Origin of the sequence: Pantoea sp. BL1 (assembly GCF_000963985.1) — a bacterium.
GTDB classification, from domain to species: domain Bacteria; phylum Pseudomonadota; class Gammaproteobacteria; order Enterobacterales; family Enterobacteriaceae; genus Pantoea; species Pantoea rwandensis_B.
In genome coordinates, this window is record NZ_JZRH01000052.1 from 49,511 (window position 1) to 71,650 (window position 22,140).

Annotated in this window: 18 protein-coding genes; 12 read left to right on the forward strand and 6 right to left on the reverse strand. The window is 50.8% G+C overall.

Features of this window, described 5'->3' with window-relative positions; genetic code table 11:
- Positions 1–8 precede the first annotated feature (8 nt).
- The 3 genes from VH86_RS21070 to VH86_RS21080 are packed head-to-tail and all read right to left on the reverse strand — an operon-like array spanning position 9 to position 5,887.
- Positions 9–2,099 (reverse strand): hypothetical protein, encoded by a 2,091-nt coding sequence (locus tag VH86_RS21070; protein ID WP_045834004.1) that lies wholly within the window; start codon positions 2,097–2,099, stop codon positions 9–11.
- A gap of 15 nt (positions 2,100–2,114) precedes the next feature.
- Positions 2,115–4,673, reverse strand: a complete 2,559-nt coding sequence (locus VH86_RS21075; protein ID WP_045834005.1) for a hypothetical protein — start codon at positions 4,671–4,673, stop codon at positions 2,115–2,117.
- Positions 4,670–5,887 carry a DNA cytosine methyltransferase gene (locus VH86_RS21080; protein WP_231647339.1) on the reverse strand — a complete coding sequence of 406 codons (1,218 nt, stop codon included), beginning with the start codon at positions 5,885–5,887 and terminating at the stop codon, positions 4,670–4,672. The genes VH86_RS21075 and VH86_RS21080 overlap by 4 nt, the downstream gene beginning before the upstream one ends.
- A gap of 300 nt (positions 5,888–6,187) precedes the next feature.
- On the opposite strand from VH86_RS21080, the gene VH86_RS21085 reads away from it, so the two are divergent.
- From VH86_RS21085 to VH86_RS21095, 3 genes are all read left to right on the forward strand, one after another.
- Positions 6,188–7,195 carry a DUF4917 family protein gene (locus VH86_RS21085; protein ID WP_045834007.1) on the forward strand — a complete coding sequence of 336 codons (1,008 nt, stop codon included), beginning with the start codon at positions 6,188–6,190 and terminating at the stop codon, positions 7,193–7,195.
- 277 nt (positions 7,196–7,472) lie between these two features.
- Positions 7,473–8,165: a hypothetical protein gene (locus tag VH86_RS21090; protein WP_045834008.1), complete on the forward strand. Its 693-nt coding sequence runs from the start codon at positions 7,473–7,475 to the stop codon at positions 8,163–8,165.
- 338 nt (positions 8,166–8,503) lie between these two features.
- Positions 8,504–9,358: a PA4780 family RIO1-like protein kinase gene (locus tag VH86_RS21095; protein WP_045834009.1), complete on the forward strand. Its 855-nt coding sequence runs from the start codon at positions 8,504–8,506 to the stop codon at positions 9,356–9,358.
- A gap of 90 nt (positions 9,359–9,448) precedes the next feature.
- Here the strand turns inward: VH86_RS21095 and VH86_RS21100 are convergent, their stop codons facing one another.
- Positions 9,449–9,790, reverse strand: a complete 342-nt coding sequence (locus VH86_RS21100) for an NIPSNAP family containing protein (protein WP_045834010.1) — start codon at positions 9,788–9,790, stop codon at positions 9,449–9,451.
- Positions 9,791–10,077: 287 nt separating this feature from the next.
- Here VH86_RS21100 and VH86_RS21105 point away from each other — a divergent pair, with 287 nt between their 5' ends.
- Both VH86_RS21105 and VH86_RS21110 read left to right on the forward strand, forming a co-directional pair.
- Positions 10,078–10,434 carry a hypothetical protein gene (locus VH86_RS21105; protein WP_038645311.1) on the forward strand — a complete coding sequence of 119 codons (357 nt, stop codon included), beginning with the start codon at positions 10,078–10,080 and terminating at the stop codon, positions 10,432–10,434.
- 116 nt (positions 10,435–10,550) lie between these two features.
- Positions 10,551–11,207 carry an epoxyqueuosine reductase QueH gene (locus VH86_RS21110; protein ID WP_045834011.1) on the forward strand — a complete coding sequence of 219 codons (657 nt, stop codon included), beginning with the start codon at positions 10,551–10,553 and terminating at the stop codon, positions 11,205–11,207.
- 39 nt (positions 11,208–11,246) lie between these two features.
- Here VH86_RS21110 and VH86_RS21115 read toward each other — a convergent pair whose 3' ends face one another.
- A complete protein-coding gene (locus VH86_RS21115; protein ID WP_045834012.1) occupies positions 11,247–11,924 on the reverse strand; it encodes an SDR family oxidoreductase in 678 nt (225 codons plus the stop codon).
- A gap of 233 nt (positions 11,925–12,157) precedes the next feature.
- Here VH86_RS21115 and VH86_RS21120 point away from each other — a divergent pair, with 233 nt between their 5' ends.
- Entirely contained in the window at positions 12,158–12,880 is a 723-nt protein-coding gene (locus VH86_RS21120) for a hypothetical protein (RefSeq protein ID WP_045834013.1), read from the forward strand.
- Positions 12,877–13,329: a hypothetical protein gene (locus tag VH86_RS21125; RefSeq protein ID WP_052696635.1), complete on the forward strand. Its 453-nt coding sequence runs from the start codon at positions 12,877–12,879 to the stop codon at positions 13,327–13,329. Before VH86_RS21120 ends, VH86_RS21125 begins: the two co-directional genes overlap by 4 nt.
- Before the next feature lie 128 nt (positions 13,330–13,457).
- On the opposite strand, the gene mgtA is transcribed toward VH86_RS21125, so the two are convergent.
- Complete coding sequence (mgtA, locus tag VH86_RS21130; RefSeq protein WP_045834014.1) at positions 13,458–16,181, reverse strand: magnesium-translocating P-type ATPase; 2,724 nt, start codon at positions 16,179–16,181, stop codon at positions 13,458–13,460.
- Positions 16,182–16,983: 802 nt separating this feature from the next.
- Here mgtA and VH86_RS21135 point away from each other — a divergent pair.
- From VH86_RS21135 to VH86_RS21155, 5 genes are read left to right on the forward strand one after another with little or no spacing between them, the layout of a single operon-like run.
- Positions 16,984–18,552: an ABC transporter substrate-binding protein gene (locus tag VH86_RS21135; RefSeq protein ID WP_045815851.1), complete on the forward strand. Its 1,569-nt coding sequence runs from the start codon at positions 16,984–16,986 to the stop codon at positions 18,550–18,552.
- Positions 18,552–19,604: an ABC transporter permease gene (locus VH86_RS21140; RefSeq protein WP_034825508.1), complete on the forward strand. Its 1,053-nt coding sequence runs from the start codon at positions 18,552–18,554 to the stop codon at positions 19,602–19,604. The genes VH86_RS21135 and VH86_RS21140 overlap by 1 nt, the downstream gene beginning before the upstream one ends.
- On the forward strand, positions 19,601–20,458 hold the full coding sequence (locus VH86_RS21145) for an ABC transporter permease (RefSeq protein WP_034825506.1): 858 nt from the start codon (positions 19,601–19,603) through the stop codon (positions 20,456–20,458). The genes VH86_RS21140 and VH86_RS21145 overlap by 4 nt, the downstream gene beginning before the upstream one ends.
- Positions 20,448–21,281, forward strand: a complete 834-nt coding sequence (locus VH86_RS21150; protein WP_045834015.1) for an ABC transporter ATP-binding protein — start codon at positions 20,448–20,450, stop codon at positions 21,279–21,281. Before VH86_RS21145 ends, VH86_RS21150 begins: the two co-directional genes overlap by 11 nt.
- Positions 21,274–21,939 carry an ABC transporter ATP-binding protein gene (locus VH86_RS21155; RefSeq protein ID WP_045834016.1) on the forward strand — a complete coding sequence of 222 codons (666 nt, stop codon included), beginning with the start codon at positions 21,274–21,276 and terminating at the stop codon, positions 21,937–21,939. The genes VH86_RS21150 and VH86_RS21155 overlap by 8 nt, the downstream gene beginning before the upstream one ends.
- Positions 21,940–22,140: the final 201 nt, after the last annotated feature.

The window sequence follows — 22,140 nt, forward strand, 5'->3', positions numbered from 1 at the left end:
CCTATAATTTATTGGGCATACATCTCGTCATTATTTAAATTTGCATATAAATCGACTAAATATTTTTGATGCATCGCTTTGTTTTCAGTATCAAGCGGCACCACCTCATGTGCCGTTCTCATCGCCCGTAGTGTATTTGCTAGATCCAAACGTCCGGCTGACATTTCATCCGCGATAGCGAGCTTGTCAGGGAAAGAACCTTGCGATTTTGGACCGGGGTCCAGTTCGCTATGATTTTCTGAAGAAAGATATAAAGGAGATAGCGCAATCGCATTCCGAATGACGACATTTTCCATTCGTAGGCGAAGATGTTGTTCCTTAATTTCCTCCATTTCTTCACAATCTTCGTTTTCAATGGTGCCGCAAATCAGAAAGCGTCGGTGCAAATCACCTCGGTATAATCGATCTTTCAGCGCTGGCAACCAGAAACGCACAGCGGAACATTCGACACGTTCAATCACAGCGAGGATCGTTCGGGGACAAGAAGCTTCACTCAACAATAATCCTTGGTAAAGCGGCGTCGCCATATTATTTCCCGCACGAACCCATAGATCCTCGCAGGAAATTATCGTTGGATCGGCGATCTGTCGAATTGAGCGGCCTGAAGAAATCAGCGATTCAGCAACAGCAAGAAAGTCTTGTGTTTCCGGACCAAATAACAACGGACATTCACCGGCTAACATCAACGCAAGAAATTGCGTCATCAATATTTTTCCGCTGGGTGTCAGCAATTTGTTCTCTCTAACGAGCTGGCCGAATTCTTCGCATGATACTACTCTCGCTTGCGTCGGAAGACATACTTTGGGGAATACTGAATAAGCCATATGACGAAACTTCTCAGCAATCGCGACATCCATCTTTTCGAGTTCAATTTTTGCCTGAGCAGTACGTTCTTCGGTCTCTCTTAAAGATGCTAAACATGCTTCATGTTCGTAGGTTAAGGAAGCCAATATATGATGCTGATTTTCGTTCTGGGCGCATAACTCATTGCTGGCGTCTTTCAGACGACTAATTTCGCTTTTGAGATACTCTTTTTCCTGATTGAGAGTTTTTTCTATATCCGCTTTATTTTCTGCAAAATCAGTCTGTAATTTTTCTTTTTGGAACTGCCATAATTGTGCAATCTCCTCCTCGATTTGGCTTTTCCTTGCCTTATCAAATACGGCCATTTCCATTTCAATAACTTCACGACGTCGCAGCCGTTCACCCGAAAATTCATTATCGAGCGCCTTTTGCTGTTGGGCGCGCAACGTGACTCGCTCTTCTTCCGCGATGCTTTGTATCTGATGCTCGAGAAGGCGGGTGATGTGCTGGTCCTTCAATACAGCTTCGGTAAATTGACGAGTCAGAGAATCCTCCTCTTCCAGTTTCTTAGCCAACTCTCCTGCCCGAAGCATTTGAGCAGCAGCCAGAAGAGCATCGACGCCGGAAGATAATTTTCCGTTTTGCTCGTCTGTATGCACTCGAAGCCATGAAGAGATATCGACCGTCAAATCAGCGCAGGAAAGAAGTTGAATGACGTATTCGATGTACTGCTTATCCGGCGTCCAGTCATGGATCTGGGTAGGCAACGCATCGACATCAGGCATATAAAACAATTTTCCGTTATCAGATATGCCTGATACGGAAATCACGCCGCCTTCACGGAAGTCATATTCATAGACGTTCTGACTCTTGGAAATGATCAGACAGCCTGTTTTCGACTCAGCCAGATTTGCCAGAATCAAGCCATCCAGGCCAAAACGAATAGCCCACACCCCCGGTTCACCATCTGTAGCTATGCCATCAAAGCTCAATTGGCGACGCGCTTCCAGCAGCGATTGGCCGGAAGATAAATCATAATAAGGATAAATACGGCGAGCACGTTTCGCCTGCGCTCTGTTGCGAGTACCTGGCCCAACATGAAAAGCGGCCCATTCGCCCTTACGGAGCGGCAAAGCATCAGAGTCGTTAAACTCAACCTCACCCGTACGAGGAAATAGTTTCTTAGGGTTCTCGATCGTACGCCAGCCATCAGGTGTTTCCTGCGCAATAGCTGTAAGGTAAGACTGATAATTTCTGCGATCATATTGACCCAGATACCAAGGGATGTTGCTCATTTTTAATTTTCCTTATTATCCCAGCGTCAGTGTTAACCGACCGTTTCTCCATATCGGACGTATTCTTCCGCCAGAATGGCGACTGACTGAAACTACTCGGCTTGAATCGTCCTCGCCATTTGACGAGGGAGAATAAAAACATCCCGGAAGTAGCGACTCTAGCCAGAGGAGAGATATGTCATCGACAGGATAGGTGTAACCGGAGTCCATCGGACCTCCGTTTCTGAGCGCGTGACGCCGTATTCCCGTAGCCAATACGTCGGGCAGGCCACAATCATCGATAAGACACTGCAGATGATTTTTAGCGACGCGTTCAAACATGGGTTCCCTGTTATGTGCGCCAGCGGCGATAATAGCTGCGGTTCGGGAAAGATAATGTTTTGTTTTTCTTCCGGAAACAACCCGATAGATATCATGATCTCGCCCCCCGGGATGAATATGCAGTGACAACGACACAGATTCTTTATCCTGGAAACCATGTTGCTGAAATCGCCCTGAATGCCAGTCCCAGACCGCAGCTAGATCATGTAGTTCAGCAGCGCGTTCTGTCGTGGCTAGTGAAAGCGGTATTGTATCGGATGACGATGAGGCTTCGATAAGCGGCCATCCTAGACGCTGAGATAACGCAACAGGATCAGCAAGTACAGCGCCAAACACAGGGGGCGACCAAAGGCTAACGCCGCAACGACGAAAACTTTTTCCGCCCAACCCAGCGACCACTTTTTGAAAATCATCCACCAGTCTGGCGCAGACTGCGCCTTCCACAACAATTAGAGAATTTTCTCCGTTACGAATATGAAGCAATGAAGATTTAACCAGCGTCCATGCCCGGCCTTTCCATCCGGGACGCAGGCGTGGCTCGATCAGACCCGCATTTTGTAAACAACGAATCAAATGCCATACGTTGATCTTCCCGTCTACATGCCTTAGAAGCGCGATTAACTCGGCCTCTTCCCAGCCGCTCGCTCCGCTGGCGTATATCGCCTCCAGAAGATGATCGCAACATACTTCGTTATCTTCCCATTGAAACTGCTCTTCGAAATTAAATGTCGGCGCCTTTAGTGAAGACGTCAACCAGTCGCAAAGCGGCTCAAACCGGTATCTTGCACTTTCGCCTAAAGTCGGGTGCGGTACAGCGTAGGTGAAAAAACGCGCGCGACGCCGCCACGGCGGAGTTTTTTCTCCCGTTTCAAGCGCTGGCTCGATGGAAAGTTCACAGTTAAGAGGTACAGAAGAAATCAAACGGCCATCAATTACAGAAACGTTGATTCCTGCTTCATCATTCCCGGATGAATATATTTTGTAGCGTAGCGTATCTGACTCAATAAAAGGCAAAAATGCGGGTAATCCCAGCCATCCGCCGGGGAGGCGTATTCCACCGTATAGCTGAGGACGCGTGACGTCATCACCCTGAGTGCCCCAAGAGGATCTTAGTAAGCGAAATATATCCATCGCCGAAACTAGGTTCAGAGGCTGAACCGTTAAAATCCAATCGTCCTCTACAATATAACCGTTGAGACGCTTGCTTATATGTACGGAATGTTTACTGGATAAGGCAATATGAAACCGTTGCGAGTTTACGTCAGGAGACGGTTTCGCTCTCCAGCGCCCGTGCCCGATCTCATCAAAAAATAGTAAGCCGGCCTGCGACGCCCTCCCCAGATTTTCACTGCTCCCGGCACCACGGTCTTTAAGAGCTTTGGATAACTCAGGATGAAAAACGGTTTCGCCTGTCTCGCCCACACTACTGAAATAACATCGTGAACCGTCAAAGTCGACATACATATCAATAATGATTTGATGATTCGGTGCGCCGGATGATATTTCGAACGCCCGTTGACGCAGGCGCCAGAAAGGCATATCGAATAGTGCGCGGTGCCCTAGTAACCACGCGTCTCTAAATTTGGTGTAAGCCTCCTTCAGCGCATAAGAAACGCCAGGTCTTTGAATAACAATCTGAAAATACTTGATTAACTGGCGCGGATCAGCGGCCGCTTGCGGATAACGTTCCAGGCACTCGCTCATCAGACGTAGATCGGCTTTATTAGGGAATGCCAACCGCAAGGTGTGACCGATTTGAACCCGACCATCCCGCGGCGGTAGGACAAGATGCCTGTAAGACTCACCTTCCTGAATTCGTTGGTTAAGCCATTCGGCTAATGCCTCCCACATCTGGTTGACGCCAGATAAATTCTGAAAACTATGCGAGGTCTGCAGCCAGTTCTGTAGCTTCAGACGAAAGTCATTGCGCTCTTCCTGTGCGTCGAATTGGCTGCTAATAAGCAACGTCATGACCAGATAAGTAAAAAATCCGGGCGTATCACGAGTCGACTTTTCTATCATGCCGTATTCAAGGCGCTGTGGCAGATCCCGTATTTTTGACATACAGGTTCGAAACGCTTCTTCAATTTCATTCGCATTAGCACTGCTGTCGGCGAATGCTGCCGCAAGCGTCGACGGCGTAACTTCAAACCAGCGAATATCCTGCGCGTCGCCGCCAGCACCGAACCGGAGAAAATAATCAATCAGTTTACTCTCCCAACCATCGGGCGTAACGAGAGACGTCCAGTTCATTCAGGTATATCCTCCGTCCGCTGACTATTGATTCGGACTGCCATCACCAGTGGCTCCAGAATACGTTCTGCCAGAAAACGAACGGGAGGAACGGCAAGGCCGTCACCTATCACTTTGAATGCTGACTGATACGCAGCTGGGAGGATGAAATCATCCGGCAACCCCATTAACGCCGCCGCTTCTTTGACCGACAACAAACGAGTTTTCACTTGGCTGCCTTTTACAACGATAATACGAGGACGAGAAGCTCCGCCTTTTGGCGTTCTCAGGCAACCAAGAACTGTCGAGAACGTTATTTCGGTCCGTTGCCGGTTGACGCCTTTTTCTTTGCGCATGCGTAAATAAAGGCTGCCTGCAATTGTCTCGCCGGATGCCTGCGCGTTCGCCAGACGCGCCAGATTAGCCGGTGCCATCATACTGATAAGCCGTTGTGTTTCCTCGGCAGAATGCCATAGCGCGTTGTCATGCTCAAAATCGATTAAGTCGTCCAGTTCCCTCATTCTGGCGTCTGGTAAATCGCCAGGCGACCACCAGATCCAGTCATTGCGAGCTTCCTTCGCTAGCGCATCGCAGGCGCGTAGGAGCGAAGGTGAATGCCATTTCGACAAAGGTTCTTCTGAAACCAAACATTCAGGAATGGAAATATGGCGACTAATCGCAACAACAAATACGCGGGGGCGGGACTGTGGTAGAAAGTGCTTTGCATCGATGATTATTGCGCCATACCGATAGCCCGTTTTGCTTAGCTGATGGCATATCGCGGCGAAATGGCTCCCCTTATCCAGCGTCAGCAATCCAAGAACATTTTCAAGAACAAGAATCGGCGGCTTACGGTTTTCCTCGCCGAGCCTGCTTATTAAATCGAGGAATGGCCATATCGCACCGGAACGCGTGGTTTCATCCGCACTGGAATCTCTTTCGCCAATTCCCAAGCCATTACCGGCCAGAGACAAATCCTGGCAAGGAAATGACGCCCAGCTTAAATCAGCGTGGAGCGGCAGTTCACAGGAGGTAACCTCTCGGACATCACGCATGTCGAGATGTTCGTCCCCCCAGTTATCGATGTAGGTCGATGCTTTTATCGGGTCCATGTCGTTGGCAAAAAGGCATCGCCATTGTTTTCCCAGCCCAGCCCTAGCCATACCGCCGCCCGCGAAAAACTCATAGAAACTAAACCCTGCCTCGTAAGGTTCTGTTAAATGATTGTCACTCATGGCAGCCTTAGTGCTCATGACCTGACCATAAAATAGTATTGCTGAATCGGGGCATCGTTCAATTTCCTGAAAGAGGTATTCTTAACTAGATAGTCTATAAAATCAGGAAGATAATATCTATATTGATAATTGTATCGGCCATATGACAAAGAATGATAAATAACTGAAAAATAATGATATTTTTTCGAAATCATCAAGCAAGACTGTTGAATCGGCAATGTTAGAAATGCAAACAGTCAGCATCTGTGCTGTAAATTGTTATTTATTTAGAAAAATTCACTATTGGAGCAGATAACTAAGATGTCATTTTCCATTCTCCCTTGGTCTGAGCTGGCACCACGATATGATGGGACAATTTTGCTGGGCAACGGTGCAAGCATCGGAGTCAGCCCTCGTTTTGCATATGGCTCTCTTCTTGAACACGTCACCCAAAAAGAGAGTCTGGAGGCAGATGTACGAAAACTTTTTGACTTTTTTCAAACTAAAGATTTCGAACTCATTCTGCGTATTGTTTGGCAGGCGTCAAACGTCAACAAATCATTAGAAATTGAAGATGCCCGCACTCATGAGGCCTACCTACGAATACGTGAATGCCTTATTCAAGCTGTACGAGATGTGCATCCTGAGCATGATGAAGTTGACGAACAGCTGCCATATATTTACGAGTTTCTGAAAAGATTTAACACGGTCATTTCGCTTAACTACGATCTGATCGTCTATTGGGCAATGACATATGGTCTGGATCTCAACGACCATCATCGGTTTAAGGACTGCTTTCTTGCCAGAGGCCTTTTTGAGCAGGACTGGCAACGGTTAAGAGGAATGCTTGGAAATGAACAATCGAATACACTTGTTTTTTATCCACATGGCAGCCTCATATTGTGCCGTAATCGTATTGAACAAGAGAGTAAAATTCATATTAGGAATGCAGGTTTACTTGAATCGATTCTGAAGCGGTGGCAAAGCGAGGAAGTTGTTCCTCTGTTTGTTAGTGAAGGAACGCATGAACAAAAAGTAAACTCGATTCAGAGCAGTTTTTATCTTTCAACGGTTTATCGGGAAGTACTTACCGAACAGCGTGAAAATCTTGTGATTCTAGGCTGGGGAATGGGAGAGCATGATGTGCATCTACTAAAACGAATGGCTGGAGCAGGCATAAAAAAAGTCGCAGTATCTGTATTCAGAAGAGACCAAGCGTATTGCAATAGAGCCAACCAATTAATCAAAGATAATCTTGGAAAAAATATTTTGATAGAGTTTTTTGACAGTGAAAGTCCCGGATGCTGGAATCAGCAGCCAGAAATTTGATGCAGGGACTGTAATTGGTAATAATATAGAGGAATGGCTAAGATGGCGCGTTACCATTCTGTGTTTTTAAGCGGATCCTGTAAATTATTCTATGCAACTTCCACCATATTAGAGGCGAGCCTCATATGATCACCGAACTCGATATTAAAACGGTTCATTGCCAGCCGCTATTTGTGGTTTAATATAAATAAAAATAAAAGGTGAACCGTGTGAAAGATCATCCAAAAAAATTATTTTTCCGCATTATAAATGCATGGTTTGAAATGGAGCAACTCAGATGGAAGCCACAAAGAAATTTATCTTAGACGGGTTAGCAAACTTCGGTTTGAGCTATCTGCCGGGAAGACCTTACGATAGTTCGTTTCAACTTTTAGCCTCTCCACCACAAAGAAAACGTGTGATTATGATGGGATTCAATGGCTCACTCGTTGATGCCCATTTCACCAATGCACAATCCATCGAAAAGGATTTCGAATCACCCTACATATCTAATGTTCAAAACGGGATCGAAGGGGCGTGGGGGATAACTCACCTTGCTAAGCGGTTGCAACAGACCCCAACGGGGCTTGGCTATGATTGGCAAGATGTCCTTTACACCAATGCTCTCATGATGTGTTCAAAGAATGCAGCATCACTAAAAGTGGAAGCGCTTGCGAGAAATCAATCTCTAGAAGAGATTACGATAAATTCTATGCGATTCTTTGATAATGTAACGCTGCCCCTTTGCAATCCAGAATTAATCATAGCTTATAGCAATGGCTTATCTTCCTTGTCCGCTGCCAGCTTATTGCTCAAGCATTTTGGCGACGTAAGTACATTGAAGTATTCCCATCCTAAAGGGTATTACACCACTTACGCCTTCTATGCTAAATTCCACGGCCAACGGGTTCCAGTTGTGTGCGTGCGGCATATGTCGAGGTTCAAACCTCATGAAGAGTATATAAAATCAGCTATTTCGCTGATGAAATAAGATGGCTAGATTTCAAGCTTAAACCTGCTACATTCCTGAATTGGTATACGCATAGGCATACGAAGAAAACTTGAATTCCAGAAAATGCAAAATTTTCATACCCTTACATCTTTTTTTTCAGACTCCGTCAGCCCCAAAATTCTCAATCGGTGATTACCATAGTCATCCGATGAAGTCCTAAGAGCCCGCATGGCAAAAGCCCTGCGGGCTTTTTTGTGCCAGTGGTTTTATGGGATGATGTAACTGGCCTCTGCAACTATCGATGCTTGTTTGGTTTTTCCCATGCAACTCACCATGTTCTTGATGCGGAAAGCCTATTAAATAAGGTATAAAGCCGCATGAAAATTCCAAACCGAATCCAACCGTTGGTCGATGATGGCCTGATCGATAACGTGCTGCAGCGCCTGAAAAGCGGCAAAGAAGCTGACGTTTACACAGTGATGTGCGGCGACAAAGTCCAATGCGCCAAAGTGTACAAAGAGGCTTCGCAACGCAGCTTTAAACAAGCCGTGCAATATCAGGAGGGGCGTAAAGTTCGCAACTCCCGCAGTACGCGTGCGATGCAGAAAGGCTCAAAATTCGGTCGCAAGCAGCAAGAGGAAGTCTGGCATACCGCAGAAGTCGACGCGCTGTTCCGTCTGGCCAAAGCTGGCGTTCGCGTACCTGAGCCTTATATGTGTCTCGACGGCGTGCTGCTGATGGAACTGGTTACGGATGCTGAAGGCGCCGTGGCACCCCGTCTCAGTGACGTGATTTTATCGGAACAGGAAGCACTGACTGATTTTGCGACGATGATTCGCAATATCGTACGTATGTTATGTGCCGGGATTGTGCATGGCGATCTGTCGGAATTTAACGTACTCCAGGATGAGCACGGTCCTGTGATCATCGATCTGCCGCAAGCAGTGGATGCCGCGGCCAATAATCACGCCGAATCGATGTTTGAGCGCGATGTGAATAACATCACCGCCTATTACGGTCAATTCGCGCCGCAGATTCTGGAAACGCGCTATGCCAAAGAGATCTGGCAGCTGTTCGAAGACGGCAAGCTAACACCTGAAAGCGCTTTGACCGGTCTGTTCGTAGAAGAAGTTCATGCTGTGGATATGGATTCACTGCTGGACGAAATTATCTCTGCTGAAGATGAGTATTACGACCGCCAGCGTGCTGCCAAAGAGCGGGATGAAGAGTGATAAAGCCAGCATGTGGCTGGCTAATCATTAAGTGTAAACCTGCAACAATCGTTAAAGCTGTACTGCAACTCATTGTGGGCGGTAATTCCCTTATACCGATTCGAAGCTTTTTCTTATCTCAGCTATCGCACTTTCCGAAAGCAAAAGCACAGATTTAAGACTAACCTCAATCCGCTCAATGATCTCATCTCGTGGCCCCATTCGCCATGCTTCGCTGGCGTAAAAATCCTCCAGCACAGATTCCAACTGTTCTTCGTTTTCAAAGGCGCGCATCAGAAAGTAACTATCGGCATCATGGCGAGAACAACCAAAAGCGATAATACGAATGCCCTGCCGGTTATGAAGGGGAACGCTGGTATTACACATGATTTGATGGAAGGACTCACCAGTACCCGCTTTCAATCGGTATTGCAGGATTTCAACAGTCTTCACTTTTACCTCATCTCCTTGAGAATTTTTCTTACCTTAATATGGACCTAAAATCTCCCATTTAACTCTCGTAGGTAAAGTGTTGCGTCTCTTTACCTGGGGTGAGTCACAACATTTAGCACCCAGAACAGCTTTTAGGCGTGCGTAAGGTGACATGAACTGAAGTACACAATTTCCCCATCCTCCAAACCCGATGATTCAATTAAGGTTATTCCTGGAGCCAATTCTGGCAGAGCGTGCCATTGTTAACTACGCTCATAACTCACAGAGCGATTGATGAGGGAATATTCATGAAAAAGACAATTATTGCTGTATCTGCCCTGCTGCTGGCTTCTTCGGCGTTTGCCGCTACCACACATGCAACTGACGACACCGTCGCGAACGCACAAGCGGGCGCAAACACCGCCAAAGAGAAGCTGCATCAGGCGCAGCATCAGGGCGAAGAGCAGAAGCTGAAAGCCAAGCATGCTGTTGAAGGTAAGAGCGACAGCACCAGCAGCAAAGTGAGCGAAGGCGCACAGAAAGGCTGGAACAAAACCAAAGAAGGCACTGAAAAAGGGTGGGATGCTACCAAAGAAGGTGCGACTAAAGGCTGGAATAAAACCAAAGAAGGTGCCAGCGATCTGAAGAAGAAAGTGACCGAATAACTTCTTCTGACAAAGTCCCGAAAGGCCGCGATTGCGGCCTTTTTCGTTTTTGCCGCTTTGCGTCCGGCTCGATATCGACTTACACTTCGCCCAACACTCATTAACCATTTTCACTTATGTCTGACACCTTCAAACGCCAGCCCTTGCCTTTACCCAACGGTCACAACAAAGTGCTGTTGCACTCCTGCTGCGCCCCTTGTTCGGGTGAGGTGATGGAAGCGATGCTGGCTTCCGGTATCGATTACACCATCTTCTTTTACAACCCAAACATTCATCCGCTGAAAGAGTACGAACTGCGTAAAGAGGAGAATATCCGCTTTGCTGAGCAGTTCGCCGTGCCTTTCGTGGATGCCGATTACGATAAAGATAACTGGTTTAATCGGGCCCGAGGCATGGAGTGGGAACCGGAGCGAGGCATCCGTTGCACCATGTGTTTCGACATGCGCTTTGAACGCACTGCGCTGTATGCCCATGAACATGGCTTCCCGGTGATCACCAGTTCCCTGGGCATTTCGCGCTGGAAGGATATGAAGCAGATTAATGACTGCGGCGTGCGTGCGGCAGCACACTATCCCGACATGCTGTATTGGGAGTTTAACTGGCGTAAAGGCGGTGGATCATCACGCATGATCGAGATCAGCAAGCGCGAGCGTTTCTATCAGCAGGAGTATTGCGGCTGCATCTACTCGCTGCGCGACAGCAACCGCCATCGCGTGGCCAGTGGGCGTGAACGTATCGAGATTGGTGTGCAGTACTACCAGCCCGACGAATAAAGAAGTCGCCTGCTGGCAGCGGTCAGCAGGCGCTTACTATCACCAGGCTAACTGCTTGCCGCTGTAATCGACATAGTGGTGCCCGCCCTGCCCGACAAAGCGATCCAGTTGCGCCACTAACCCTTGAGCACTTTCGACCGCCGTAATATCCGCATCATCCCCGCCCATATCGGTTTTGACCCAGCCCGGATGCAATGAGAGCAAAGTTGTACCCTGCGTAGACATCTGCTGAACCAGAGCGCGGCTGAGCATATTCAACGCGACTTTACTGGCAGAGTAATAGGGTCGAATCGCCTCGGCATTTTCCGTCAGGCTGCCGAGACGCGATGTCGTGATGCCAAGCACGCCCTGTTTTTCCGACAGCAAGGGTAACAGGCCTTCAGCCATACGCACCGGTGCAACACTGTTGGTCATAAACAATTGCATTAACTCTTCATCACTGGTGGCAATCAGCTCCATCGAATCTGGGCCGAGAATACCCGCATTGATCAGCGCCCGATCAAACTGCTCACCCTTGAGTTGCGACAGTAACTGTTCACGCTGAGTGGCAACGGTAATATCCAATGGTAGCCAACGCAGCTTTTCATGCTGATACGAAACGGCAGTGCTGCGATAGGTGGCGGTGACGTCCCAACCGTCAGCAAGCAGTTGCTGCACGACGGCTAATCCAATCCCCTTTGAAGCACCGATAATTAACGCACGTTTTGACTGGCTCATTTTCACCTCAGAACTGTCTGATATCTAAAAAATAGAGTGATAGCAACCACACACCTTAAGTCAAATCCACTCAACTACTGACTTTAATTTTAAACATAAAATCAAATACTTAAAATATAATCTAGTTTATGAATCTATTCTTATTTTCCGTATTCCACAAAAGATTGTTCATTGTTGCGTCGCTGAACACGGCTTTGTTAAAGTCCAATTAATGTTCACTGAGAGGAATCAGCATGGATGTCGCCCTATTACAATCGCTGGATATTAACGGGCGTGAAAAATTTGATGAGGCAATCAGTGCCTTACAAGGCGATATTTCGACTGCCGCCACTCGACTCTCGATCGATCCTCGCCTCAGGCTGGAATACGCAAAGCTTATCAAGAAAATGGCTGATGACTTACGTTCACGTGCCAATATGGGAATGATCACCTGGGAAAAGGCCACGCAGGAAGCACATGAAACACGCAACATGATTATGGAAATGATCCGGACTCGCAGCACACCACTTGGCCGCGCCATGGCAGAACAAATGAAAATGTCTGGCAAAACGCTCAATGCGCTTATCGCGAAGAAAGCCACAGAGTTGTATGGCGCCAAAGTTCAATTTAATCAGCTGTCCAGTAGCCAACAGGATCGCGTCTATGCCGCAATTGTCGAGTCCGCGGGAAAATCGAATCCACGAATTAACCTCAAAATGATGCAACTGTCGCGTGCGGGACGCGGCCTGATTGTCCTCTCAGTTGCCATCTCGGTTTACGAGATTTACCAGGCAGATAACAAAGTTGCAGAAGCAGGCCGGCAGATAGCCATCAATAGTGCAGGCATTGCCGGTGGTGCAGCAGGCGGGGCGTTAGCGGGATTGGCATGCGGTCCTGGAGCCCCTGTGTGTGTAATGATTGGCGGTTTCGTGGGCGCAGCTTTTGCCGCCTGGCAGATGGGAGTAATTTGGCGATGATGCATCAGGTTTTTAATCTTTCTCTCACAGAACAGCATGCTGCCACGGAAACTGCTCAGGCGCGTAGCGAAGTTATTATTGATCAGCAGTCTAGCGGCATCGTCATCCCGGGTTCGATATTAGAAGCAGCCGTCGAAATCAGCCCTGAAAGATATGTGCTATTTGTCACGGATGGCATCACTTACGAAGAGTCTCTCACCATTGTGCTTTGCCAACGCGGTGAAGGAGTCCAGGAAATCATTCACATCGAGAATGCGTACACTTCCGGTTTTTTTGAAGCACTCAACATCGACGACAATCGCATCCAGTTTAAATTCTTTGAAAACACACTCTGGTCGCTCAGAGTCGCCGACTCCCCTAAATTCACCTTACCTTTCATTGGCGACCCAAAGGGTGTCAAGCGTAGCGCTGGATTGACCAAGCGGCTTATCATGACTTTAAATGATTAGGGGCAGGATAATCTGCCCCTGGTTGACTAACGAAACAGCAACGTTAGCACGACGATGACCACCATCATGATCAGCAGATGGCACACCACTTTATTAAGATTCCGATTCCGCATAGCGCCTCCATGGGGTCAGAACCACTGGCCGAAGCGTTTGATGTAAAGCATTTTCATGCCCTGCGCGACCACGCAGTAACCTAACAACGTAGCAACCAGCCATGGGAAATAAGCCCACGGCAACGGCGTCAATCCCACCATATGCCCCAATGGGGAGAATGGCAGCAGGATGCCTGCAATCATCACACATGCCGTGGTCAGCAGTACCGGTAACGCGGCGCGGCTCTGGATGAAAGGAATTTTCTGGGTGCGCAGCATATGCACCACCAGCGTCTGTGACAGCAATCCTTCTACAAACCAACCGGACTGGAACAGTGACTGCATTTCCGGCGTATTCGCGGCAAATACGTACCACATCACAGCAAACGTCGTGATATCAAAGATTGATGATGTTGGCCCAATCCACAGCATAAAGCGTTTGATATTGCGCGCGTCCCATTTGCGCGGTTTGCGCAGGAACTCACGGTCCATTTTGTCCCATGGCAATGCCAGTTGAGACAGGTCATACATCAGGTTCTGAATCAGCAGATGAATCGCCAGCATCGGCAGGAACGGAATAAAGGCGCTCGCTACCAGCACAGAGAACACATTGCCGAAGTTGGAACTGGCCGTCATGTTCAAATACTTGATGATGTTGCCGAAGGTCTCACGCCCTTTCATCACCCCCTCTTCCAGCACCATCAGATCCTTTTCCAGCAGGATGATGTCAGAAGACTCTTTGGCGATGTCCGCTGCGCTATCCACTGAAATTCCGACATCGGCATCACGCAGAGCTGGCGCATCATTAATCCCATCGCCGAGGAAACCGACGGTGTGCCCTTGCTGCTGCAATGCACGCAAGATGCGAGATTTTTGCAGCGGTGTCAGTTTGGCGAACACCGCGCTGTGTGCTGCCGCCTCCGCCAATTGTTCGTCACTCATCATCGCAATCTGATCGCCTGTCACGATCTCGCCGCTATCAATGCCCACCTGCTGGCAAATCCGTGCAGTGACCACCGGGTTATCGCCGGTCAGCACTTTGACGCTCACGCCATTGTCACGCAGCGCGGTAATGGCTTTGGCGGCACTCTCTTTGGGCGGATCGAGGAAAGTGAGCAGCCCTTCCACGGTTAACCCTTGCTCATCTGCGACGCTCAGCGCCTGCTGCAAGCCCGGCTCCTCCAGTACACGGCTCGCCACCAGCAGGACGCGGAAGCCCTGCTTATTATATTGATGTGCTAGCGCCAGCAACTCTGCGCGGCGTTTTTCGTCGAGCGGCTGAACCAGTTTTCCTTCACGCTCAGCCGTAGCGATGCTCAGCATCTCTTCCACGGCGCCTTTGCAGATCAGCATCTGTTGATTGAGCCGGCGATCGCGCACCACCACCGATACACGGCGACGCACGAAATCAAACGGCAGCTCATCCACTTTGGCGTAATAGTCACCCATGTCCGCCGTCACACGATCTTTGCCGTAGCGCAGAATGGCGCGATCCATCAGATTCGGCGTGCTGCTCTGATAGTGGCTGTTGAGCCAGCTCAGCATCAGGACGCGCGAATTTTCCACTCCAGCGCAATCCAGATGATGCTCAAGAATGATGTTGTCCTGGGTCAGCGTGCCGGTTTTATCGGTACACAGGATGTCCATCGCGCCGAGGTTTTGAATCGCGTTCAGCCGTTTGACAATCACTTTGCGGCGCGACATGGCAATCGCACCTTTTGCCAGGTTGGAACTGACAATCATCGGCAGCATTTCCGGGGTCAGACCCACCGCCACTGCCAGCGCAAACAGCGAGGCATCCAGCCAGTCACCTTTGGTTAACCCGTTGATCAACAGCACGACCGGTACCATCACCAGCATAAAGCGGATCAGCAGCCAGCTGACGCTGTTCACGCCGCGATCAAAAGCAGTTTGCGAGCGATTACCGACAATCGATTTCGCCAGGCTGCCAAAGTAGGTTTCGCCGCCGGTTGCCACTACCACGGCTTTGGCGCTACCGCTGGAGACATTGGTGCCCATCAGACACACGCTGCCGAGTTCCAGCAGTGAAGCCCCGTGATCGCTCGCTCCCACGCCTTTGCTGGTGACGTGGCCCGTAACGTCATATTTCTCAACGGGCAGTGATTCACCGGTCAGGATCGCCTGGCTGATAAACAGGTCACGCGAATCCAGCAAACGGACGTCGGCAGGCACCAGATCGCCAGCAGACAGATAGATAATGTCTCCGGGGACTAAAGTGGCAATATCCACTTCCTGTTTAGCCGGGGGCTGTTGGGCAGATTCCCGACGCAGCACGGTGGCAGTGGTGCGCACCATGGATTTCAACGCCTGCGCGGCTTTATTGGTGCGGAACTCCTGCCAGAAGCGCAGCAAACCGCTGAGCGTTACCATCGTCACAATGATGATGACACCGGTCAGGTCGGTCTCCTCGCCTTTACGTAATGGCAGCAGGTAGTCAGTGAAAAAACTCACCGCTGCCAGCGCCATTAATACGTAGATGAACGGGTTATTGAATGCCTGGATCAGCTGAATCAGCGCGTGTGGTGCTTTATCATGCGCCACCTGATTACGGCCATAGACTTCCAGACGCGCTTCGGCTTCGCGTTCGCTCAGGCCCAGCGCATCACTGCGCAGGCGAACCAGGGTTTCATCGGCGGTGAAACCGGCTTCATCTTCAATCAGATAGCGCGGCGTTTTCTGACGCTGCGGGCGTGCGTTGCTCCAGGATTTTTTTTCCTGGTTGAGTTTCATGTCAGTCATGATGACATTCCTCTATTTATTACGGCAATAACAGTCCCTGTGCGGGGAGCACATTAACGGGGATAAATTAAATTAACGACGATGCGTTAGATGATTAAAAATAACCTATCGGGAATTTCCATATTACCTCCCGTAAATAAAAGACGAAGAAATTCGCTCGTTAAAATAACGAGAAATAGCGATGACGATGTCAATAATGCCGCAGAGAGCGATCTTCAGTCAGTCCAGATTTGCCAGTTAGCCTGACTATGGACGTGCTGAAACGCGCCATAACAGCGGTTAATTCTGCACGCTGAAGATCAGCGCGCGCATCGAGGCGGAGGAAAAAGTGCGTTTAAAATCATGTGCATGATGAAATCCCCACGGATATCTATCCGCTACTATCGTTTAAAAGGGAACAATCATCAGAAAGGAGAGAGGATTGCTGCCCGCCGTGTTGGCAAGCAGCGACAAAAGAATTCGCGCGTCAGCTTGCCTTGTGTTGCCATCTAAAAGGGTGACTGTCCAACTGAATTCTCCTGTTTGAAGTTGGCGCCATTATATTCCTGAAGACTTCGAAGTAAAGTTAATTATTTCCGTTCAGCAACGAGTTTAAATTCCGTTGTAATTTGGTTGATGAAAGGACAAAAATTAGCGAGTCTGTAGCACTGCGCGGCACGATAACAATAACAGTATATTTAACAGGCTTATAACCAATCCGCCGCGCTTAGAACCGTAAAGCATATGCATAGCCATAAATTGACTATTCTTCATTACGGCGCTCTCGTAAACTCGCGTTACTTTTTTAAGGCAAGGAAACAACATGAAAAAAATCATTCCCTCACTGCTGGCGTTATCGCTGGTAGCCGCCTTCTCCTCTCAGGCCGCAACACCAAAAGATACGCTGGTAATTGCGCAGTCGACTGATGATGCTGATAGCTTTGATCCGGCGCAGGGCTTTGAACTCACCACGGTGCAAGCGTTTACTAACATCTATCAACGTCTGGTCCAGTCAGACCCGACCAATCCCACCGATTTGAAGCCAACGCTGGCAACCTCGTGGACGCCAGGCAGTGACAATCGCAGTCTGACTTTTGAACTGCGTAAAGGCGCGCAATTCGCTAGCGGCAATCCGCTGCGTCCGGAAGATGTGATCTTCTCTCTGGGCCGTGTGGTGAAACTGAATCTCGATCCTTCCTTTATTCTGACGCAGCTCGGCTGGAATAAAGACAACGTCGATACCTTCCTGAAGAAAGTCGATGACAACCACGTACAGATCAGCTGGAGCGCCAACGTCAGCCCGGCCTATGTGCTGAGCCTGCTGTCTGCGCCGGTCTCTTCGATTGTGGATGAGAAAACCGCGCAGGCGAATGCCAAAAATGGTGACTTCGGCCATGCATGGTTAGGCACTAATTCAGCCGGTAGCGGCCCGTATCAAATCCGTAAAGTGGTGCTGCATGAAGTGGTGCTGCTGACCGCCAACCCGACGTCACCGGCTGGCGCTCCGAAGCTGAAAAACATTCTGATCAAGAACGTGCCGGAGCCAGCTGCCCGTCGTCTGCTGCTGGAGCAGGGCGATGTGGATATCGCACGTAACCTCGGTGCTGACCAAATCGCAGCGCTGAAAGGCAAAGCAGGCGTGAAGACCGAAGCGATTCCGATGGCCTCGCTCTACTACATCCAGTTCAACGTGGGTGAAAATCCGGTGCTGAAGAATCCAGCCCTGTGGGAAGCCGCTCGTTACCTGTTCGACTATAAAGGTATTGCCAACGACCTGTTGAAAGGCCAGTTCGAAGTGCACCAGACCTTCCTGCCAAAAGGTTTCCTCGGCGCGTTGAATGACACGCCGTACAGCTACGATCCGGAAAAAGCCAAAGCGATTCTGAAGAAAGCCGGCCTGACCAACGTCAGCTTTAAACTCTCCACCAGCAATCAGCCGCCATATCTGGATATTGCGCAAGCCTTGCAGGGCAGCTTTGCTAAAGGTGGCGTGAAGGTAGAAGTGCAGCCGGGTCTGAGTTCTGAAGTCTCTACCCGCGTGAAAGCGCATCAGTACGAAGCCACGCTGAACGCCTGGGGCGCGGACTACTTCGATCCGAATACCAACGCCGCCTCCTTTGCTTATAACCCTGAAGATGGCAGTAAAACCATTGCTTACCGTTCAGACTGGCACATTCCAGAGCTGAGCAAACAGACGCTGGCCGCCACCGCCGAAGCGGACAGCAACAAGCGTGTTGAACTGTACCAGGCGATGCAGCGTGAAGTACTGAAGAACTCGCCATACGTGATCGGCTTGCAGGCCCGCAACCTGATTGCGCTGCGCGATAACCTGAAAGGCTATGTGCAGGGGATTAACCCAGACATGGTGTATTACTCGCAGGTTTCTAAGTAATGGCAGTGTCTGCTTCACAGGCCGGGTTCGCCCGGCCACTCTGGCAACGTTTTAGCCGTCTGGTCACCAGCCTGTTATCGCTGCTGGTGACGCTGATCGGTTTGTTAGCGTTCACTTTCATGTTGTCGCACCTTTCACCGGTTGATCCGGTGCAGCAAATCGCCGGTGACCATGCCAGCGAGGCAACTTACGCTCAGGTGCGCCACGACCTCGGACTCGACCAGCCCGTCTTAGTCCAGTTCTGGCGTTATATCAGCCATCTGGCGCAGGGTAATTTAGGTCTCTCGCATCTGACCAATCAGCCCGTCAGTGCGGATTTGATGCGCACCTTCCCCGCCACCATTGAACTCGCCACCTGCGCAATGATCTTCGCCGCCGTGTTTGGCATCACATTAGCCTTGCTGGCCGCATGGAAGCCGGGCAGCGTGATCGATAACGTGGCGCGCTTTATCTCGCTGCTCGGCTATTCCGTTCCGGTATTCTGGCTGGGCCTGCTCGGTCTGCTGCTGTTTTACGCCGTGCTGCACTGGTCTGCCGGGCCGGGACAGTTGGATGATATCTGGATCTACACGCTGGAGCCGAAAACCGGCTTTGTGCTGATTGATAGCTGGCTGTCAGGCGACCCGGAGATGTTCCGCAATGCGATTGCGCACCTGTGGCTGCCGGTGGTGATTCTTGGCCTGTTAGCGATGGCCGGCATTACACGCTTATTGCGTGCCGCGCTGTTAGAAGAGAGCAGCAAAGAGTATGTGATTCTGGCGCGCGCCAAAGGCGCAGGGCGGACTCGCATCCTGCTGCGTCATATCTTCCCCAACGTGCTGGGGACGCTGATCACGGTGATCGCCCTCTCCTACGCCACGCTGCTGGAAGGCTCGGTGTTAACGGAAACGGTCTTCGCCTGGCCAGGTGTCGGACGTTATATGACCAACGCGCTATTTTCCTCTGATACACCAGCGATTCTCGGCTCGACCCTGCTGATAGGCAGCTGCTTTATTCTGCTCAACGCTGTGGCCGATGCCCTCACCTGGTTAACCGATCCGAGAACCCGATGACTCAACAACTCTCTGAACTGGAGACAGTTCGTCCGCGCCGCCGCCGTGCGCGCGTGACTTCACTGACCATCGGCCTGACACTGGTGGTGATCGTGGTGGCAATGGCACTGTTCGCCCCACTGCTGGCACCGTTTGATCCTAACGCCCAGGTGATCGCCCAACGCTTACAAGCCCCTTCTGCGCTGCACTGGTTCGGCACCGATGGCTTTGGCCGCGATTTACTGTCTCGCGTGATCTACGGTGCGCGTCCTACGCTGCTGCTGGTGTCACTGATTCTGGTGCTGACCATACCGGTTGGTCTGTTGGTCGGCATTACCGCTGGCTACGTTGGCGGCTGGACCGAGCGCGTGCTGATGCGCATCACGGATATTTTCCTGTCGCTGCCGAATCTGGTGATTGCTTTGGCGCTGGTGGCGATGCTTGGTCCGGGATTGATGAACGGTGCGCTGGCGCTGGCATTAACCAGCTGGCCGCCGTTTGCCCGTCAGGCACGTGCGGAAACCCTGGCACTGCGCCGCAGTGATTATCTGGCTGCCGCACGCATGCAGGGCATTACCGGTTTGCGTTTGATGTTCGGCCACATTTTACCGCTGTGTTTGCCAACCGCCGTGGTGCGCGCGGCGCTGAGCCTCGGCGGCATCATTCTCTCCGCTGCGGGGCTCGGCTTCCTTGGCATGGGCGTGCAGCCGCCAACAGCCGAATGGGGTTCGATGGTAGCGGAAGGCAGTAAAGTGATCTTCGACCAATGGTGGGTGGCCGCCGCACCGGGTGGCGCGATTCTGTTCGCCAGCCTGGCGTTTAACCTGACAGGCGATGGCCTGCGCGACCGACTGGATACCCGTCATGCCAAATGATCTGTTAATTGATGCCCAGGGGCTGTCCATCCGCAGTGAAGGTACGCTGTTAGTGGATAATATCGCCTTCCAGATTGGCCGTGAACGCGTGGCGCTGGTGGGTGAGTCGGGGTCGGGCAAATCACTGACCGCCCGCTCGCTAATGGGGCTGCTCTCTCCTTCATTACAGTTGCAGGCCGAACGCTTACAGGTGGTGGGTGCCGATGCGCTCAGCCTGCGCGAACGTGACTGGATCGCCCTGCGCGGCGGTAAAGTCGCGATGGTGATGCAGGACCCCAAATACGCCCTTAATCCAACACGTACCATTGGCTGGCAGGTCGAAGAGCCACTGGTACTGCACCGCAAACTGAGCTGTGCTGAGCGCAAAGAGAAAGTGTGCGAGATGCTGGATGCGGTGGGTTTGCCCGATCCGCGCCAGGTAATGAAACGCTATCCGCATCAGCTCTCCGGCGGTATGGGACAGCGCGTGATGCTGGCGATTGCCCTGATCACCGATCCTGAACTGCTGATTGCCGATGAACCGACCTCGGCGCTCGATCATGCGATGCGCGATCAGGTGCTAGCGCTGATTCGCCGTTTGGTAGAGCAACGCAATATGGGGTTGCTGCTGATCAGCCACGATCTGCAGCAAGTGTCAGAGCACTGCGATCGCGTGATGGTGATGTACAAAGGCAAACTACTGGATACGCTGCCTGCGGCCCAACTCTCTAATGCGAACCATCCTTACACGCGCACGCTGTGGGCGTGTCGTCCCAGCAAAGCGACGCACGGCGAGCGTTTACCGGTGCTGGATCGCGCTGCGCTGGAGGCAGATCATGATTGAGTTAAACAATCTGAGCGTGTCGCACAAGCAGGGCTATGAGCTGCGCACCGTGGTGCATGACGTCTCTTTGCAGGTGGCCGCGGGCGAGTGTTTTGGCCTGGTCGGGCCATCGGGCTGCGGCAAGTCATCGCTGCTGTGGGTGATGGCCGGTTTGAACCCGTTCTGGAGCGGCAGCATGCGACTGGCCGGCACCGATGTGCAGCCAGGTAAAGCCTTTACCGGCCCGCTGCGTCGTGATGTGCAGATGGTGTTTCAGGATCCTTATGCCTCGCTGCATCCACGCCATCGTCTGCGCCGTACGCTGGCCGAACCGTTGAAGATGCTGAAGCGCGATAATATCGACGACCGCATCAACGACGGTTTCCGCCATGTTGGGCTGGACCCGGCACTGGCGGATCGTTATCCGCATCAGCTCTCTGGCGGCCAGCGTCAGCGCGTAGCCATTGTGCGCGCCCTGCTGCTGGAGCCGAAGATCCTGTTACTGGATGAGCCAACCTCGGCACTGGATATGTCGGTGCAGGCGGAAATCCTCAACCTGCTGAATGATTTAAAGCAGAATGACGGATTGACTATGGTGCTGGTGAGTCACGATCCTGATGTGATCGATCATATGTGCGATCGTGCAGCGCATATGGCACTAGGACGGATTGTCGGGTAAGACGTTAAGCTAAATCGTAGCGGATTGCCTGCCACTGAACGGCATCAGCCTGCACTGAAGCTTCAGTGCAGGCTGTTAAAAAGGGCACGATAGTGGAGGCCAGAACGCCTCTGCTGCTGCGAGGGCTATCCGCAGCGCTGAGGCTTTTACGTTGGGCCAGGAGCCAGCCGCAGGGAGGCGACTGGCCCGTACTCCGTGAAT